General features: G+C 72.5%; 14 protein-coding genes. 3 read left to right on the forward strand and 11 right to left on the reverse strand.

What is annotated here, in order from left to right:
* Positions 1-24: 24 nt before the first annotated feature.
* Positions 25-861: a trans-aconitate 2-methyltransferase gene (locus QK442_RS06605; RefSeq protein WP_282692889.1), complete on the reverse strand. Its 837-nt coding sequence runs from the start codon at positions 859-861 to the stop codon at positions 25-27.
* 161 nt (positions 862-1022) lie between these two features.
* Here QK442_RS06605 and QK442_RS06610 point away from each other — a divergent pair, with 161 nt between their 5' ends.
* Positions 1023-1520 carry a MarR family transcriptional regulator gene (locus tag QK442_RS06610; RefSeq protein ID WP_282692890.1) on the forward strand — a complete coding sequence of 166 codons (498 nt, stop codon included), beginning with the start codon at positions 1023-1025 and terminating at the stop codon, positions 1518-1520.
* On the opposite strand, the gene QK442_RS06615 is transcribed toward QK442_RS06610, so the two are convergent.
* The 10 genes from QK442_RS06615 to QK442_RS06660 all read right to left on the reverse strand — a co-directional run bounded on the left by QK442_RS06615 (position 1479) and on the right by QK442_RS06660 (position 14481).
* Positions 1479-2240: a response regulator transcription factor gene (locus QK442_RS06615; protein ID WP_282692891.1), complete on the reverse strand. Its 762-nt coding sequence runs from the start codon at positions 2238-2240 to the stop codon at positions 1479-1481. The genes QK442_RS06610 and QK442_RS06615 overlap by 42 nt on opposite strands.
* 155 nt (positions 2241-2395) lie before the next feature.
* Positions 2396-3814 carry an IS607 family element RNA-guided endonuclease TnpB gene (tnpB, locus tag QK442_RS06620; protein ID WP_282692892.1) on the reverse strand — a complete coding sequence of 473 codons (1419 nt, stop codon included), beginning with the start codon at positions 3812-3814 and terminating at the stop codon, positions 2396-2398.
* Between the two features lie 26 nt (positions 3815-3840).
* Entirely contained in the window at positions 3841-4416 is a 576-nt protein-coding gene (locus QK442_RS06625) for an IS607 family transposase (protein WP_282692893.1), read from the reverse strand.
* A 246-nt stretch (positions 4417-4662) separates the two neighbouring features.
* Positions 4663-5802, reverse strand: a complete 1140-nt coding sequence (galK, locus tag QK442_RS06630; RefSeq protein WP_282692894.1) for a galactokinase — start codon at positions 5800-5802, stop codon at positions 4663-4665.
* Entirely contained in the window at positions 5799-6818 is a 1020-nt protein-coding gene (galE, locus tag QK442_RS06635; protein ID WP_282692895.1) for a UDP-glucose 4-epimerase GalE, read from the reverse strand. The genes galK and galE overlap by 4 nt, the downstream gene beginning before the upstream one ends.
* The gene (gene galT, locus QK442_RS06640) at positions 6815-7858 is read right to left on the reverse strand and encodes a galactose-1-phosphate uridylyltransferase (protein WP_282692896.1); all 1044 of its coding nucleotides are present in this window, start codon (positions 7856-7858) and stop codon (positions 6815-6817) included. Before galT ends, galE begins: the two co-directional genes overlap by 4 nt.
* Positions 7859-7957: 99 nt before the next feature.
* Positions 7958-8641, reverse strand: a complete 684-nt coding sequence (locus QK442_RS06645; protein WP_282692897.1) for a LuxR C-terminal-related transcriptional regulator — start codon at positions 8639-8641, stop codon at positions 7958-7960.
* A gap of 173 nt (positions 8642-8814) precedes the next feature.
* Entirely contained in the window at positions 8815-10680 is a 1866-nt protein-coding gene (locus QK442_RS06650) for a PQQ-binding-like beta-propeller repeat protein (protein ID WP_282692898.1), read from the reverse strand.
* Complete coding sequence (locus QK442_RS06655) at positions 10677-12563, reverse strand: PQQ-binding-like beta-propeller repeat protein (protein WP_282692899.1); 1887 nt, start codon at positions 12561-12563, stop codon at positions 10677-10679. The genes QK442_RS06650 and QK442_RS06655 overlap by 4 nt, the downstream gene beginning before the upstream one ends.
* A 112-nt stretch (positions 12564-12675) precedes the next feature.
* The gene (locus QK442_RS06660; RefSeq protein WP_282692900.1) at positions 12676-14481 is read right to left on the reverse strand and encodes an ABC-F family ATP-binding cassette domain-containing protein; all 1806 of its coding nucleotides are present in this window, start codon (positions 14479-14481) and stop codon (positions 12676-12678) included.
* A gap of 147 nt (positions 14482-14628) precedes the next feature.
* Here QK442_RS06660 and QK442_RS06665 point away from each other — a divergent pair, with 147 nt between their 5' ends.
* Positions 14629-15237 (forward strand): Uma2 family endonuclease, encoded by a 609-nt coding sequence (locus QK442_RS06665; protein WP_282692901.1) that lies wholly within the window; start codon positions 14629-14631, stop codon positions 15235-15237.
* Between the two features lie 151 nt (positions 15238-15388).
* Entirely contained in the window at positions 15389-16387 is a 999-nt protein-coding gene (locus QK442_RS06670; RefSeq protein WP_282692902.1) for an SMP-30/gluconolactonase/LRE family protein, read from the forward strand.
* Positions 16388-16397 lie beyond the last annotated feature (10 nt).

Here is a 16397-nt window from a genome sequence, read left to right on the forward strand (position 1 = left end):
CGTTTCCGCGTGCGCGTGCCCCCGTCAGCTCGGCTTGCGGGCGACCGCGAAGACGCGGCGGAAGGGGAAGACGGTGCCGTGGGGGCCCGGGGGGTAGGCCTCGCGGAGGAGGTCGCGGTACTGGGTGAGGAAGGCGTCGATCGCCTCCTGGTCGTCGCCGAGGGTGGTGAGGACGGGGCGCAGGGCGGTGCCCTTGACCCAGTCGAGGACGGGGTCCTCTCCCTGGAGGAGCTGGCAGTAGACGGTCTCCCAGGTCTCGGTCTCGCAGCCGAGGGCGGTGAGGCGGGTGAGGTAGTCGGCGGGGTCGAGGATGTGGACGAAGCGGCGGCCCTGGTCGGCGAGGCGGGTGCGCCATTCGGGGCGGGCGCAGAGTTCGCCGAGGAGGGCGTGGCTGGGGGAGGTGAAGTTGGCGGGGACCTGGAAGGCGAGGGTGCCGCCGGGGCGGAGTCCTTCGATCCAGACGGCGAAGGACTCGGGGTGGTTGGGGACCCATTGGAGGGCGGCGTTGGAGACGATCAGGTCGTAGGGCTCGTCGGGGGTCCAGTGGGCGGCGTCGGCGCGGCGGAAGTCGAGCCAGCCGCCGCCGGCGGTGGTGCCGGCCCAGTCCTTCTCGGCCCGTTCGAGCATCTCGGGCGAGAGGTCGAAGCCGGTGATGTGGGCGTCGGACCAGCGGTCGGCGAGGAGCGCGGTGACGTTTCCGGGGCCGCAGCCGAGGTCGGCGATGCGGGCGGGGCGGTCATGGGCGGGGAGTCGTGGTATTCGGTGGAGGAGGTCGAGAAAGGGACGGGCGCGGTGGGCGGAGTGGCGCAGGTACTGCCGCGGGTCCCATACCGGTGCGGCCGCGGATTCCACGGAATGCATGTTCGAAGCCCCCTTGCTGGCGCGAGTTGCCGAAGCGGAACGGCGTTCCGGCCGGTCCCTTCCCCATTGTTCGCCGGAATATATCTTGAGGGCGAGATATTTTGCAGTAAGAAGGTTTGGGTCAAGAGACTTTATGTCAACAGACCCTCTACACTGATCACATGGAGGACGAGGTCGACCGTCTGGTCGCTGCATGGCGCCGAGAGCGCCCGGACCTCGACGTGGAGCCGTTGGAGGTCCTCAGCCGGGTCTCCCGGCTGGCCCGGCACCTCGACCGCGCCCGCCGGCTCGCCTTCTCCGAGCACCAGCTGGAGCCCTGGGAGTTCGACGTCCTCACCTCGCTGCGCCGGGCCGGAGCCCCGTACCAGCTCTCCCCCGGGCAGCTCCTCACCCAGACCCTGGTGACCTCCGGCACCATGACCAACCGGATCGACCGGCTCACCAAGAAGGGCCTGGTCGAGCGGCTGCCCGACCCCAGCGACCGGCGCGGGGTCCTGGTCCGGCTCACCCCCGAGGGGCGGGACCGCGCCGACGAGGCGCTGGCCGGGCTGCTCGCGCAGGAGCGGGCCATCCTCGCCCAGCTCTCCCGGCCCGAGCGCGCCGAGCTCGCCGCCCTGCTACGCCGGCTGACCGCCCCGTTCGACAACCTCCCCGGCTAGGGCCTGCGCCGGGATCCCCTCCGGCAGCGGGGCCGGGCCCACGCCCGCGCGCCGGGCCAGGGCCACCGCCGCGAGCGTGGAGTGCACGCCCAGCTTCCCCAGCACGTTCTGCATGTGCGTACGGACCGTGTGCGGGGAGAGGAACAGCCGCTCCGCCACCGCCTTCCGGCCGAGCCCCGCCACCATGCAGCGCAGCACCTCCCGCTCGCGCGGGGTCAGCGACTCCACCAGGCGCTCGCTCTCCGTGCGGTGCCTGCGGGCCGCCGTCAGCTCCCGCAGCACCCCCGTGAGCAGCGCGGGCGGCAGGTGCGTCTCGTCCCGCAGCACCCCGCGGACCACCGCGAGCAGCCGCTGGAGCGAGCAGTCCTTCGCCACCCAGCCCGAGGCCCCCGCCTGGAGCGCGAGCGCGGCCCGGAGGGCGTCGTCCTTCTCGGCGAGCACGATGGTGCGGAGTGCGGAGTGCGTCTTGCGGACGCCCGCGACCAGGGCGATGCCGTCCCCGGCGGACCCGGGCTCGCCCCCGGGTGGGGACAGGTCGGCGTCGACGAGCAGGACATCGAAGCGGCGGCCCTCCGCGGCCGCCCGGTCCAGACAGCGCAGGGCGGCAGGGGCGCTGCCCGCCGCGGCGACGTCGACATCCGGCTCGGCCGCGAGCGCGGCGGCCAGTGATTCGGCGAAGACGCGGTGGTCGTCCACCACCAGGACCCGGATGCGTGCCACGGACACCCCCAAGTGTCGAGGAGAGACCGGCGCGGTACGGCGCCGGGGGCGGACCGTCGGGTGCACGACCGCCGCCGTGCCCTGACTGCTACCGTTGCTCAGAGTCCCAGCGGCTCTCAGCATTCCGGGCTTTTCTGCCCGGAAGGTCCGTCTCGTCACCAGAGCATGAGGGCTTCGGCTTGAGGACGGTCTCTCGCTTCCTTCCCGCGCGGAACGGGGATCACGCCGCCTGCCCGCCCCTCCGTGGTCTTATGGCCACGGCGGGTGGTGCGGGTCTTCCGGTCGGCTCCACGAGGCTTCGACACCTGTGAGGTGTCCCGGTCTCCGGCCACTCCGGTACCGGTCGTGCCAGTCGCCGCGAGGGCGACGAGGTTGAGTCCGGCGTTGTCGTCCCGGTCGATGACCAGGCCGCACACATCGCACTCGTACGTCCGCACGTGCAGCGGCAGCTTGGCTTTCACCGCGCCGCACCCGGAACAGGTCTTCGAGGACGGATACCACCGGTCGGCCATGATGATGCGGGTGCCGTGCCGCCGGCGGGTCTTGCAGCCGAGCAGGCGCCGGATCTCGCCGAACCCGGCATCGGCGACCCGGCGCGCGAGGCGCCGGTTCTTCAGCATGCCGGCGACATTGAGGTCCTCGATCACGATCGTGCCGTACTCGGCGGCCAGCGCGGTGGTGAGCTTGTGCAGGGCGTCTTCACGGAGGTTCGCCACCCGGTGGTGGATCTTGTTGCGGGCCGCGTTGGCCTTCTCCCACCGCCTCGACGGCTTACGGCCGGTTCTGCGGTCGGGTCCCCGGCGGCGGGAGACCGTGCGGGAGGCCCTGCGCAGCAGCTTGAGCGCACCGTCGTAGTGCTTCGGGTTGGGCACGGCGCGGATCTCGCCCGTGCTGTCGGCCAGCGCTGCCAGGGACTTCACCCCGAGGTCCACCCCCACGGCGGCCTCGGGGCGGGCGACACGTTCGAGGTCCCGCTTCACCTCCACCTGGAAGGAGGCGAACCAGCGCCCCCGCTCGTGCCGCACGGTCGCCGACAGGATGCGGGCCGTCCCGGCCTGGAGGCGGGCCAGGAGTTTCACGGTGGGTTCGTGGGTGCGGATCGTGCCCAGTCTCGGCAGCGCCACGTGTCGGCCGTCCTCGACGCGGATGGTGCCGGTGGTGAACCGGCAGGCCAGGCGCGCCTTCCGCTTCACCTTGAACCGGGGCGCACCCATCCTCTTGCCGCGCCGCTTGCCGTTCTTCGACTTGGCGTAGTTGTCGAACGCCGCGGCCGCGTTCGCCAGGCCGGTGGAGTACGCCTCCTTGGAGTTCTCCTCCCACCAGGGGGCGAAGCGCGGATCGGTCTTCTTGGCCTCGTTGAACGCCTTCCGCAGCGACGGCAGCGACCACGGCCGCCACTCGGTCAGCTGCTCCTCACCGATCCCGTACGTCTCCTCCGCGCGGCGCTGCCACCACGACGCGGTCACCCACGCCACCGCCCAGTTGTACGCCGCCCGCGCCGCCCCGCAGTGCGAACGCAGCGCCCGCTCCTGGACCGCGTTCGGATCCAGCGCGAACCGGTACGCCTGTACCACGAACCCGGACCGCGGCCTGAACCTCTTCACCCGGCGGCCTCGCCGGTCGCCACGGCCACCGCACGGGCGGCCCGGTTCTTCGCCGCCCGGCGCCCGTGCAGGCGCGCGCACATCGACGTGAGCGCCTCGGCGATGTCCCGTACCAGGTCGTCGGTCGTCTCGGCAGGGTCGAGGACGACCAGGCGCCGCCCGGACGCCGACAGCACGGCTTCGAGGTGTTCGACACCGAACCGGGCCAGCCGGTCACGGTGCTCCACCACGATCACTGCGGCAGACGGGTCGGACAGGACCCGGTGCAGCTTGCGTCGCCGCCCGTCCAGTCCCGAACCGACCTCGGTCACGACCTCCGCGACCGGCAGACCCAGCCCCGTGGCCCCCTGGACCACGCGGGCCACCTGCCGGTCAAGGTCCGGCTTCTGGTCCGCCGACGCAACCCGGCAGTACGCCACCACCCGCCCGGACACCTCCGGAGCGGGCTCGTCGACCAGCCACGTACCCGACGGCGTCTGGCGCACCGGGACCGGCATGCGGCCCTCTTTCGCCCATGTCCACGCGGTCTGGTAGTGCACGCCGTTCCGTGCCGCCCACTCCGAAAGCTTCACTCGATCAAGATAGCAGTCGAGGAAAGCTGATAATCACTGATGAATTATGCGGAACTCGTCATCCTGCTCCCGGCGCCGTACCCGGCGGGTCTCGCTCCCCTGAACGGCACCGGCCCCCACCGGTGCTGCCCCACAGAGTAGGGGCGGGGCGGCGCGGTGGGGGCCGTTTGGCGGAAGTGTCCGAAGTCGGGTGTACGTGGTCGGTCGGCGGCCGGGGATCACCGGCCGGCCACGGGCGGAGAGCGGTCAGAGGCGGCGGGCGCCCGCCGAGGGGACGGCGGGGAAGACGCCCGGTTCGGCGTACCCGGCGTCCGCGAAGGCCTTCCGGACCGCCGCCGCGACCTCCTCCGCCCGGTCCGCGTCCACCAGGACCACCGCCGAGCCGCCGAAGCCGCCGCCGGTCATCCGGGCGCCGAGCGCGCCGGCCGCGTTCGCCGCCTCCACCACCAGGTCCAGCTCCGGGCAGGAGACCCGCAGGTCGTCCCGGAGCGAGGCGTGGCCCTCGGTGAGGAGCGGGCCGACCGCCCGGGTCGCGCCGGCGTCGAGCAGGGCGATCACCCGGGCCACCCGGTCGTTGTCGGAGACCACGTGCCGGACGTACCGCAGAACCGTCCCGTCGCTCAGCCGGTCGAGCGCGGCGGGCAGATGCGCGGCGTCCACCTCGCGCAGGGTGCGCACTCCGAGCGCCCGCGCACCCGCTTCACAACCGGCGCGCCGCTCGGCGTACGCGCCGTCCCCGAGCGCGTGCTTCACCCGGGTGTCGACGACGAGCAGTTCGAGCCCCTCGGCGGCGAGGTCGAAGGGCACCTGGCGGTACGTCAGGTCCCGGGTGTCCAGGTGGAGGGCGTGGCCCTCCTCGGCGCATGCGGAGGCCATCTGGTCCATCACCCCGCAGGGCACGCCGACGAAGGCGTTCTCGGCGCGCTGGGCGATGCGGGCCAGTTCGGGCCGGGTGAGGCCGAGTGCGAAGAGGTCGTTCAGGGCGAGGGCGGTGACGACCTCCAGGGCGGCCGATGAGGACAGTCCGGCGCCGGTCGGGACGGTGGAGGTCAGGTGGACGTCGGCGCCGGTCACCGGGTGGCCGGCCTCCCGCAGCGCCCAGACGACACCGGCGGGATAGGCGGCCCAGCCGCCGCCGGAGAGCGGTTCGAGGTCCGCCGCGTCGAGGTGGACGATGCCGCCTTCGACGTCTCCCGAGTGCAGGCGCAGGACGCCGTCCTCGCGGCGGGAGACGGCGGCGACGGTGGTGTGCGGGAGGGCGAGCGGCAGCACGAAGCCGTCGTTGAAGTCGGTGTACTCGCCGATCAGGTTGACCCGCCCGGGGGCGGCCCAGACCCCGTCGGGCGAGGCGCCGTACAGGGCCTCGAAGGCGGCGGCGACGGTCATGCGCCCTCCTCCTCTCGGAGCCGGGCGAAGGCCCAGGCGTCGGCGACGACGTCCGCCAGGTCCGGGCGGGACGGGATCCAGCCGAGCCGCTCGCGGGCGGCCTCGGCGGAGGCGACCAGGACGGCCGGGTCGCCGGGGCGGCGGGGGGCGGTGAGCTCGGGGACCGGGTGGCCGGTGACCTTGCGGACGGTCTCGATCACCTCGCGGACGGAGAAGCCGTTGCCGTTGCCGAGGTTGCAGATCAGGTGCTCGCCGGCCGGGACGGTGCCCGCCGTCATCGCGTCGAGGGCCAGCAGGTGGGCCTCGGCGAGGTCGGCGACGTGGATGTAGTCGCGGACACAGGTGCCGTCGGGGGTCGGGTAGTCGTCGCCGTGGACGGAGATCGCCTCGCGGCGGCCGAGGGCGACCTGGAGGACGAGCGGGATCAGGTGCGACTCGGGGTCGTGGCGCTCGCCGAACCCGCCGTGGGCCCCGGCGACGTTGAAGTAGCGCAGGGAGACGGCGGCGAGGCCGTGGGCGGCGCACTCGCCGCCGATCATGTGGTCGACGGCGAGCTTGCTCGCCCCGTACGGGCTGGTGGGGACGGTCGGCGCGGCCTCGGTGACCGGGACGGCGGCCGGCTCGCCGTAGGTGGCGGCGGTGGAGGAGAAGACCAGCCTGCGGACGCCGGCCGTGCGCATCGCGGCGAGCAGGGCCATGGTGCCGCCGACGTTGTTCTCCCAGTACTTCTCCGGCTTGGCGACGGACTCGCCGACCTGCGAGAAGGCGGCGAAGTGCAGGACGCCGTCGTAGGAGGCGTCGAGCCACCGCGCCGCGTCCTGGACGCGGCCCTCGACGAACTCCGCGCCGGCGGGGACGCCCGCGCGGAAGCCGGTGGAGAGGTCGTCGAGGACGGTGACCCGGTGGCCCCGCTCCAGGAGGTGGGCGGCGACCACGCTGCCCACGTACCCCGCCCCGCCCGTGACCAGGTACCTCTTCGAATGCGAACGGGAAGAATGCGAACGGGAAGTCGTCATGCGCTTGCCACCTCTCGGATGCGCCGGGCCGCGTCCTCCGGCCGGATGTCGTTCATGAACGCGCCCATGCCGGACTCGGTGCCCGCGAGGAACTTCAGCTTCCCGGAGGCGCGCCGGACCGTGAACAGTTCCAGGTGCAGTCCGAAGTCCTCCCGCCGCTCGTCCGTGAACGGCGCCTGGTGCCAGGCGGCGATGTAGGGCGTGGGCGGCTCCGCCGGGCCGAAGATCCGGTCGAAGCGCCTCAAGAGTTCCAGATAGACCTGTGCGAACCCTGTCCGGGCGGCCTCGTCGAGGGCGAGTAGGTCGGGGACCCGGCGGGTGGGGTGGAGGTGGACCTCGTACGGCCAGTGGGCGGCGTACGGGACGAAGGCGATCCAGTCCTCGGTCTCCAGGACCACCCGTTCGGCGTCGGCGCGCTCGCGGGCGACGAGGTCGTCGAAGAGGTTCCGGCCGGTGGCCCTGCGGTGCTCGTCGACGCGGCGGCGGACGAGGGCGGTGCGGGGCGTGACGTACGGGAAGGCGTAGACCTGGCCGTGGGAGTGGGGCAGGGTGACGCCGATCTCGCGGCCGCGGTTCTCGAAGCAGTAGACCTGCTGGACGCCGGGGAGGGCGGAGAGCTCGGCGGTGCGGTCGGTCCAGGCGTCGAGGACGAGGCGGGCCCGCTCCTCGGTGAGGTCGGCGAAGGAGGCGGTGTGGTCGTCGGTGAAGCAGACGACCTCGCAGCGGCCGACGCCGCCGGAGAGGGAGGGGAAGCGGTTCTCGAAGACCGCGACCTCGTAGCCCGCCTCGGGGATCTCGCTCTCGTGGCCGTCGCGGCCCGGGCAGAGCGGGCAGGCGTCGGCGGGCGGGAGGTAGGTGCGGCCCTGCCGGTGGGAGGCGACGGCCACGTGGTCGCCGGTCAGCTCGTCGTACCGGATCTCGGAGCGGGAGGCGACGGGGGTGAGCGGGCGCGGGTCGACGGCGGTGCGGACGGCGTCGTCGCGGGAGTCGTAGTAGATCAGCGCGCGCCCGTCGGCGAGCGTGGTGACGGTCTTCTTCACGGGGTGCCCTCCGGGCGCGATCAAACAGAACCACGCACAAAGAACCACAACCGAACATCGGAGTCAACGTCGTGGTTCCGACCCGCGCGCTTCGAAGGGTCAGTGCGGCGCGCGCCGGTCCGGCGCCGCCCGCTCCAGGAGGCCCGTGCGGGCCGCCAGGGCCGCCGCTTCCAGGCGGGAGCCGACGCCGAGTTTCATCAGGACCCGTTGGACGTGGGTGCGGGCCGTGCTTGGGGCGATGCCCATGCCCGCCGCGATCAGGCGGGTGTCCTCGCCCTCCGCCACCCGGACCAGGACCTCCACCTCCCGGTGGGTCAGCAGGCGGAGCAGGCGCTGGGCCTCGTCGTCCGGCTGGGCCGCCGGGTTCAGGAGTTCCGCGAAGGCGCCCGCGAGGAGCGCCGGGGCCACCGCCGCCTCCCCCGCGCGGGCCTTGAGGAGTGCCCGCTCGACGCCCTCGATCCGCTCGTCGTGCCGGACGTAGCCGGACGCGCCGGCCGCGAAGGCCGCCGCGATCCCGCGCGGCGACGGGACCGGGCCGAGCACCACCACGGCCACCTGCGGCCGCTCCCGCTTGATCCGCGCGACCGGCTCGAAGGTGCCGGGCCCGGCCGGGGCCGCCGTGCCGAAGAGGCAGACCTCCGGGGCCCGGCCCACCACGACCTCCGCCGCCCCCGCCGTCGGCGCGGCCGCCGCGAGCACCCGGTGCCCGCGCAGCTTCAGCGCCGAGGCGAGCGCCTCCGCGAGCAGGCGGTGGTCGTCCACGACCACGAGCCGTACGCCCATCCCGTCTTCCCCCAGTCCCCGGGCGTGCCGTCCCCCGGCACCTCTGACCCGGCAAGCTACACGCTCCCCCGCCCGACGGGGCGTCATTCGCCGCCCCACGAAAGGGGTACACGCACGGGAAGGGCCTCCCCGGTGGTCCGGGGAGGCCCTTCCTCGTCGGTCGCGGGTGCCGTCTAGCCCTTGGTGCTGAAGGAGACCGCGTGGTACCGCTTGCCGTAACTGCTCTCGGACGCGCGGGTCTTGCTCGCGTAGGTGGCCGAGATGAAGAACCGGCCGTCGCCGTAGAGGAGTTCGGCGCCGGTGAGGGAGAAGCTGGTCTCGATCTGCCGGTTCGCCCGGTCCGAGGGGGTCTCCAGGAGCAGCGTCTCCTTCATCGTGCCCGCGTTGACGGAGACGATCTGTCCGCCCTTGTCGTACGGGGGTTCCTTGTACGCGATGAGGTCGCCGCCGTCCATGCGCAGCGGCATCAGCGTGTACCCGTCGCCCGCGTCGGCCTTCTCGGGCGCCATGCGGCCGTTGGAGAGGTCGAAGGCGACGATCTCGTTGGTCTTGTCGCGGTACTCGCCGGTGGAGCCGTCGTGCTCCTCGGTCGGCAGGTAGAGCCGGTCGTTGCCGACGAGGGCCTGGGAGCAGTCCTCCACGGTGGTGGCACCGCAACGGGCCGCGTAGCGCTTGGCGTCGGCCGTGATCTTGGTCCGCAGCTTTCCGGTCTTCTCGTCGATCGAGAAGAAGTCGGAGATGCCGCTGCCGTCGGTGGCCGCGCGGGAGATGTTGGCGGCGACGACCAGTGGCTTGGTCGAGACGATCCCCACGTACTCCACGCCCTTCGGCATCTTGAACTCGGAGAGCTTCTTGCCCGACACCGGGTCCAGGTTCTGGACGAGGACGTACTGGGAGCCGTACGCACCGCACTTGCGGGCCGCGACGAGACCGGCGCCGCCGCCGTAGCCCATGTCGAAGCAGTTCTGGTCGTTGGACTGCGGCTTCCAGCGCACCTTGCCGGTGGCCGCGTCGAAGGCCGCGCCGCCGTCGGTGCCGCCGGCGGCGACGGTCCCGCCGCTGAGCGTCACCTCGTTGAAGCGGGCCTTCTCGTCGCCGCCGGCGCTGACCGAGGCGGACCAGAGGAGCTTGCCGGTGTTCAGGTCGACCATGCCGACCTGGTTGCAGGGCTGGTAGTAGCGGGGCGCGACGCGCTTCTTCTCCTCGAAGAGGATCGGCACCTTGCGGTCGTCGGTCATGTGCCGGGACGCGCCGCAGACCTGGCCGGGCAGCGCCAGGGTCCAGGCGACCGTGCCCTTGTCGATGTCGTAGCCGACGACCGAGTTGACGCCCGTCTTCACATACGTCTTGTCGGTGAGCCAGGAGCCGTCGACGGGCGTGCTGTCGGGCACCTGCGGCACGTCGACGCGGAAGGCGAGCCGGGCGTGGGTCTTCGCGCCCGGCTTCTCCTTGCCGTCGCCGCCGAGGCCGTTGCCGGAACCGCCGCCGGAATCGCCGGAGCCGCCCCCGGTGGCATCACCGCCGCCGCCGGTCGAGGACTGGCCGCCGGTGCCCTTGGCGTCGGTGGGCGTGTCCGGGCCGGAGTTGGCGTACCAGATGCCGCCGCCGACGATCAGGGCGACGGCCACGACCGCCGCGATGATGATCTGGGCCTGCGCCGACAGCTTCTTCCGCCCGCCCGGCGCGGCCGGGACGGGCTGCTGCGGCACGGTCGGGTAACCGTACGGCTGCTGGGGCTGGTTCGGCTGCCCGTACGGCGGCGGGACCGGCTGCTGGTACTGCTGCGGGTACGGCTGCGGGGCCGGGGCCTGCGGGTAGCCGTAACCGGGCTGCGGGGCCTGCGGCTGGCCGTAGCCGCCCGGCTGGCCCTGCGGCGGGGGCGGGGGCGTCGGTGCGCCGTAGCCGCCCTGGGCGGGGGGCTGCGGGGCGCCGTAGCCCCCCTGGGCCGGGTCCTGCGGGGCGCCGTAGCCGCCCGGCGGCGGGTAACCGCCGGGGGGCTGGTTCGGCGGCTGGTTCGGCGGCTGAGGTGGCTGGGTCACTTGCTGAAGCCCATCATCGTCTTGGCCTGCTTCTCCTCTTCGTCGTTCGATCCGGAGACCCGGCCGGCCGCCACCACGAGCGTGCCGTTGCCGTAGGCGTATCCGGCGCTGAAGAAGCTGTTCTCGATCGACGAGACGCCGACCGGGTGCTTGAGGAGGATCTTCGGGTCACCGCCGGTCGGGGCGATCGTCGCGGTCGCGCCGCCCTTGTCGTACTTGGGCGAGACGTAGACGAGGACCTCGCCGCCCTCCATCCGCAGCGGCGTCATCGACTGCTCCTCGGGCGCCTTGGAACGCCACTTGGCCTTGCCGGTGTCGAGGTCGAAGGCGACGACCTCGTTGGAGGTGCCGTACTTGGTGTCGGTCGCCATGTAGAAGGTGTCGCCGCCGGCGGCGACACCGGTGCAGCCCTGGAGGTTGCGGCCGAAGATGACGAAGCCTCCGCCGCAGCGCGGGGCGTACTTGTCCTTGCCGCCGTCGATCGTGGAGCGCAGCTTGCCGTTGCCGTCGAGGGCGACGACCGACCACTTCTTCTGCTCGCGCTGGAAGGTGGAGACGACCAGCGGGTTCACCGAGTAGACCTTGTCGACCTCCCAGGTGGCGGGGAGCCGGTAGGTCCACTTGGCCTTGCCCGTGTTCGGGTCGACCTCGCTGACCGTGTGCTGTTCCTTGCTCACGTCGGCGGTGCGGCACTGGTTGGCCGAGATCAGCTTGGTGGCGTCACCGGCGTACGCGTACGGCTTGCAGCCCTCGGTGGGGCCGGTGAAGAGCTGGCGGCCGTCGGTGAGGGAGAAGCCGTAGGCGCTGCTGCTGCCCGCGGCGGTCACCGTGTTGCCGCCGATGGCGAGGGTGTTGTCGGAGAAGGCGAAGAGGCCCGTCGGCTTCGGCACGGCCTTCTTCCAGCCCGCCTTGCCGGTCTTGAGGTCGACCTGCTGGAGCATCGTGCACTTGGCGCCGTCCTTGGCGCTCTCCTCGTACCCGAAGACCATCACGCCGTCGGCGCCCGGCTGGGCGGGGGCGGCGCACAGCTTGAACGGCACGTCGATCTGCCACTTCTTGGCGCCGTCGGAGAGGGAGTGGCCGGAGATGCCCTTGTACATGGCCTTGACGACGGTGTCGCCGACGATCCAGGGGCCGAAGACCTCGGAGCCGTTGCGGGGCAGGTCGACGTCGTTGGTGACGAGGAAGTTGACCTTCGCCTCGCCTTCCTGGCGGGCCGCGTTGAGGTCGTCCGCGCCGCCCTTGCCGTCCTCGCCGCCGTCGCCGGAGCCGTCGCCCTGGTCGACGGACTCGGTCGGCTTCGGCGCCGTGGCGGTCTCGGAGCTGCTGGTCGACGGCTGGGCGACGGTCGACGGCTCGTCGTCGCCCTTGCCGCCGACGACGGCCCAGGTGGTGACGGCGGCGATGGCCACGACACCCGCGGCGACGGCCGCGACGAGCCCCGTGCGGCCCTTGAACGGGCCGCCGCCGGAGCCGCCGGCCGGGGCGGGCGCGGCCGGGTACATCGGCTGGGTCTGGCCCGGGTAGCCCCCGTAGGGACCCGGCTGCTGCCCGTACGGTCCGGGCTGCTGGCCGTACGGCCCCGGCTGCGGCGGCTGCTGGCCGTACGGGCCCGGCTGCTGCGGGGCCTGCTGCGGGTAGCCGTACGGGCCGGGCTGCGGCGCCTGCTGCGGGTAGCCGTAACCGGGCTGGGCGGACGGCTGGGCGGACGGCTGGGCGGGCGCGGTCGGCGGCTGGGCCGGGGCCTGCGGCGGGACCGGCGGCATCTGCGGCGGCTTGGCCGGCATCTGCGGCGGGACCGGCGGCGTACCGCCCGGGGTCGCGTTCGGGTCCTGGGGAGCTCCGAAGCCCCCCGGCGGCTGGTTGCTGGGCGGCTGGGTCATCAGCGCTTCCCCCTTGCTGTGAGCGGGTTTTCTTTCTACCACTCGCGCGGTGGCGCAAAAGAGACCGGTCCGTCCCTTGTACCCAAGGGAGGACCGGCCCGTGATGCCCTCGTTATGCGTTCTCGGCCAGTTCCAGCCAGCGCATCTCCAAGTCTTCACGTTCTCCGGACAGTTCCCGCAACTCGGCGTCGAGCTTCGCGACCTTCTCGAAATCGGTCGCGTTCTCGGCGATCTGCGCGTGGAGCTTCGCCTCCTTCTCGGAGATCCTGTCCAGCTGCCGCTCGACCTTCTGGAGCTCCTTCTTGGCGGCGCGCGCGTCGGCGGCGGAGACGCCGGTCTTCTCCTGCGGGGGCGCGGCGACGGGCGCCGGGGCGGCCGCCTCGATCATCCGCTGCCGCCGCTCCAGGTACTCGTCGATGCCTCGCGGCAGCATCCGCAGGGTCCGGTCGCCGAGGAGGGCGAAGGTGCGGTCGGTGGTGCGCTCCAGGAAGAAGCGGTCGTGGGAGATGACGACCATGGAGCCGGGCCAGCCGTCGAGGAGGTCCTCCAGCTGGGTCAGGGTCTCGATGTCGAGGTCGTTGGTGGGCTCGTCGAGGAAGAGGACGTTGGGCTCGTCCATGAGGAGGCGGAGCAGCTGGAGGCGGCGGCGCTCGCCGCCGGAGAGGTCGCCGACCGGCGTCCACTGCTTCTCCTTGCCGAAGCCGAACTGCTCGCAGAGCTGCCCGGCGGACATCTCGCGGCCCTTGCCGAGGTCGACCCGGTCGCGGATCTGCTGCACGGCCTCCAGGACGCGCAGCTGGGCGGGGAGTTCGGCGACGTCCTGGGAGAGGTAGGCGAGCCGGACGGTCCTGCCGACGACGATCCGGCCGGCCGGCGGCTGCTTCTCGCCCTGGGAGGCGGCGGCTTCCGCGAGGGCGCGCAGGAGTGAGGTCTTGCCCGCGCCGTTGACGCCGACGAGTCCGACGCGGTCGCCGGGGCCGAGCTGCCAGGTGAGGTGCTGGAGCAGCGTCCTGGGTCCGGCGGTGACGGTCACGTCCTCCAGGTCGAAGACGGTCTTGCCGAGCCGGGCGTTGGCGAACTTCATCAGCTCGCTGGTGTCGCGGGGCTCCGGCACGTCCGCGATGAGCGCGTTGGCCGCCTCGATGCGGAAGCGGGGCTTGGAGGTGCGGGCGGGGGCGCCGCGCCGCAGCCAGGCCAGCTCCTTGCGGACCAGGTTCTGCCGCTTGACCTCCTCGGTGGCGGCGATCCGCTCCCGCTCGGCGCGGGCGAAGACGTAGTCGGAGTAGCCGCCCTCGTACTCGTACACCGTGCCGCGCTGCACGTCCCACATGCGGGTGCAGACCTGGTCGAGGAACCAGCGGTCGTGGGTGACGCAGACGAGCGCCGAGCGGCGGGCCTGGAGGTGTCCCGCGAGCCAGGCGATGCCCTCGACGTCGAGGTGGTTCGTCGGCTCGTCGAGGACGATGAGGTCCTGCTCCTCGATGAGCAGCTTGGCGAGCGCGATGCGGCGGCGCTCGCCGCCGGAGAGCGGGCCGATGACGGTGTCGAGGCCCTGCTCGAAGCCGGGCAGGTCGAGGCCGCCGAAGAGGCCGGTGAGCACGTCGCGGATCTTGGCGCTGCCGGCCCACTCGTGGTCGGCCATGACGCCGATGACCTCGTGGCGGATGGTCGCCTTCGGGTCGAGCGAGTCGTGCTGGGTGAGCACCCCGAGGCGGAGGCCGCCGCTGTGGGTGACCCGGCCGGTGTCGGCCTCCTCCAGCCGGGCGAGCATCCGGATGAGGGTGGTCTTGCCGTCGCCGTTGCGCCCCACGACCCCGATCCGGTCCCCCTCGGAGACGCCGAGCGAGACTCCGTCGAGCAGGGCACGGGTGCCGTACACCTTGCTGACGTTCTCGACATTGACCAGGTTGACGGCCACGTTGACTCCAGTGCGGGGGGATCGATCGACGTCCAGGGTAGACGGCGACACCAAACGGGCGGCGCGGTCACTCTTTGTGATGACGCGATCGGGACCCGGGGGCTACCGTGGACGGCAGGCCGAAGAATCCCGCCCATGGGAGGAACCATGACCGCCGAGCCCACGACCAGGCCGGAGCACGAGTGCGCCGAGCGTTGGCCGAGGCCGCCGCAGGACGGCTGGACGGTCGACGACCTGCTCACCCTGCCCGGCCTCCCGCCGCACACCGAGATGATCGACGGGAGCCTGGTCTTCGTGAGCCCTCAGCGCCGATTCCACAGCGCGATGATCTTCCTGCTCCGGATGGGGCTCCATGCCGGCGTGCCGCCGGAGCTGAGGGTCGACAGCGAGATGACCGTGGTCATCGACCGGCGCAACGGCCCCGAGCCCGACGTCCTGGTCGTGCGCAAGAGCGCCGTCAAGAGCTGGGCCCAGACGTCGTACCCCGTCGCCGACGTCGTCCTCGCCGTGGAGGTCGTCTCCCCCGAGTCCGAGGCCCGGGACCGCGACACCAAGCCGAGCAAGTACGCGGCTGCGGGCATCGAGCACTTCTGGCTCGTGGAGATGGAAGGCGAGGACGACCACGCCGTCGTCCATGTCTACGAGCTCGACCCGGTCACCAAGACCTATGCCTGCACCGGCATCCACCGCGACCGGCTGAAGCTCTCGGCCCCCTTCCCCATCGACATCGACCTCACCGAGATCGACGAGATGTGACGGAACCGGCTCGCTCCTGCGTACGAATGACGGGGGCGTGATCCACCGCGTGGGCGACCCCGTGGCCGGGCTCCCCGGTCCGCCGGGCGGCGGGCGGTCATCTTCGTGTGGAGTCGGCACCTCCCCGGTGCCCCGCAAGGAGAGGCCCTTCATGCACCGCGTCCCACGCATCCCCCACGTCCCACGCCTGGCCGCCGTCGCCACCGCCGCCCTCACCCTGCTCGCCGCGGGACCCGCGTCCGCCGGCGACCCGACCGTGACGGACCCGCGGATCCTCGCCCACTTCAGCGCCGCGAGCGGGCAGAACGCGGAGAGCATCGCCCTCGAACCCGACGGCTCCGCCGACATCACCTTCGCCTTCGCCCGCCAGGTCGCCCGCGTCGACAAGCAGGGCGTGACGGAGATCCTCGCCACCCTCCCCGACGTGCCGGACGCGCAGACGCCCGTCGGAGGGGCCGTCGTCACCGGCATCGCCCGCGCCCACGACGGGACGCTGTACGTCAACTACATCACCGGCACGGAGGAGACGGGCGTCTGGCGCGTCGACCCCGGCACCGGCGAGACGACGCAGATCGGTTTCCTCCCGGAGAACGCCTTCCCCAACGGGCTCGCCCTCGACGAGAAGTGCGGCACCCTCTACGTCGCCGACTCGCTCCTCGGCACCGTGTGGAGCCTCCCGGTGAGCGGGGGCACGCCGACGGCCTGGGCGACCGGCGCCGCGCTCGAACCCACCGCGCAGATCCCCTTCGGGGCCAACGGCCTCCAGGTCCACGACGGTGCCGTCTGGGTCTCCAACAGCGGCCAGGGCACACTGCTGCGCATCCCGGTCGGCCCCGGACCCGACTACGCCGCGGGCCCGGTCGAGACCCGGGCGACGGGGCTCCCGTTCATCGACGACTTCGCCTTCACCGGGCACGGCGACACCGTCCTCGCCGCGCGGATCGAGGCCGACGAGGTGGAACTCGTACGGTCCGACGGCACCCACAAGACGGTGCTCACCGAGGAGGACGGGCTCGACAACCCGACCTCCGTGGCGGTGCGCGGCAAGCAGGTCTACGTGAACAGCGCGGCCTTCTTCAACATGACCGACCCGGACCCGAACCTGCTGCTCGCCCGGCTCTCCGAGGACAAGGTCCAGGGCAAGGGCTGAAAAGGGCGGG

The sequence above is a fragment of the Streptomyces sp. CC208A genome, from assembly GCF_030010625.1.
GTDB lineage: Bacteria > Actinomycetota > Actinomycetes > Streptomycetales > Streptomycetaceae > Streptomyces.

Coding starts and splice junctions, on each gene's coding strand:
- QK442_RS06605 (WP_282692889.1), bottom strand. CDS start 861: ATGCATTCCGTGGAATCCGCGGCCGCACCGGTATGGGACCCGCGGCAG.
- QK442_RS06610 (WP_282692890.1), top strand. CDS start 1,023: ATGGAGGACGAGGTCGACCGTCTGGTCGCTGCATGGCGCCGAGAGCGC.
- galK (WP_282692894.1), bottom strand. CDS start 5,802: ATGACCGTCGCCGCCGCCTTCGAGGCCCTGTACGGCGCCTCGCCCGAC.
- galE (WP_282692895.1), bottom strand. CDS start 6,818: ATGACGACTTCCCGTTCGCATTCTTCCCGTTCGCATTCGAAGAGGTAC.
- QK442_RS06645 (WP_282692897.1), bottom strand. CDS start 8,641: ATGGGCGTACGGCTCGTGGTCGTGGACGACCACCGCCTGCTCGCGGAG.
- QK442_RS06655 (WP_282692899.1), bottom strand. CDS start 12,563: ATGACCCAGCCGCCCAGCAACCAGCCGCCGGGGGGCTTCGGAGCTCCC.
- QK442_RS06665 (WP_282692901.1), top strand. CDS start 14,629: ATGACCGCCGAGCCCACGACCAGGCCGGAGCACGAGTGCGCCGAGCGT.
- QK442_RS06670 (WP_282692902.1), top strand. CDS start 15,389: ATGCACCGCGTCCCACGCATCCCCCACGTCCCACGCCTGGCCGCCGTC.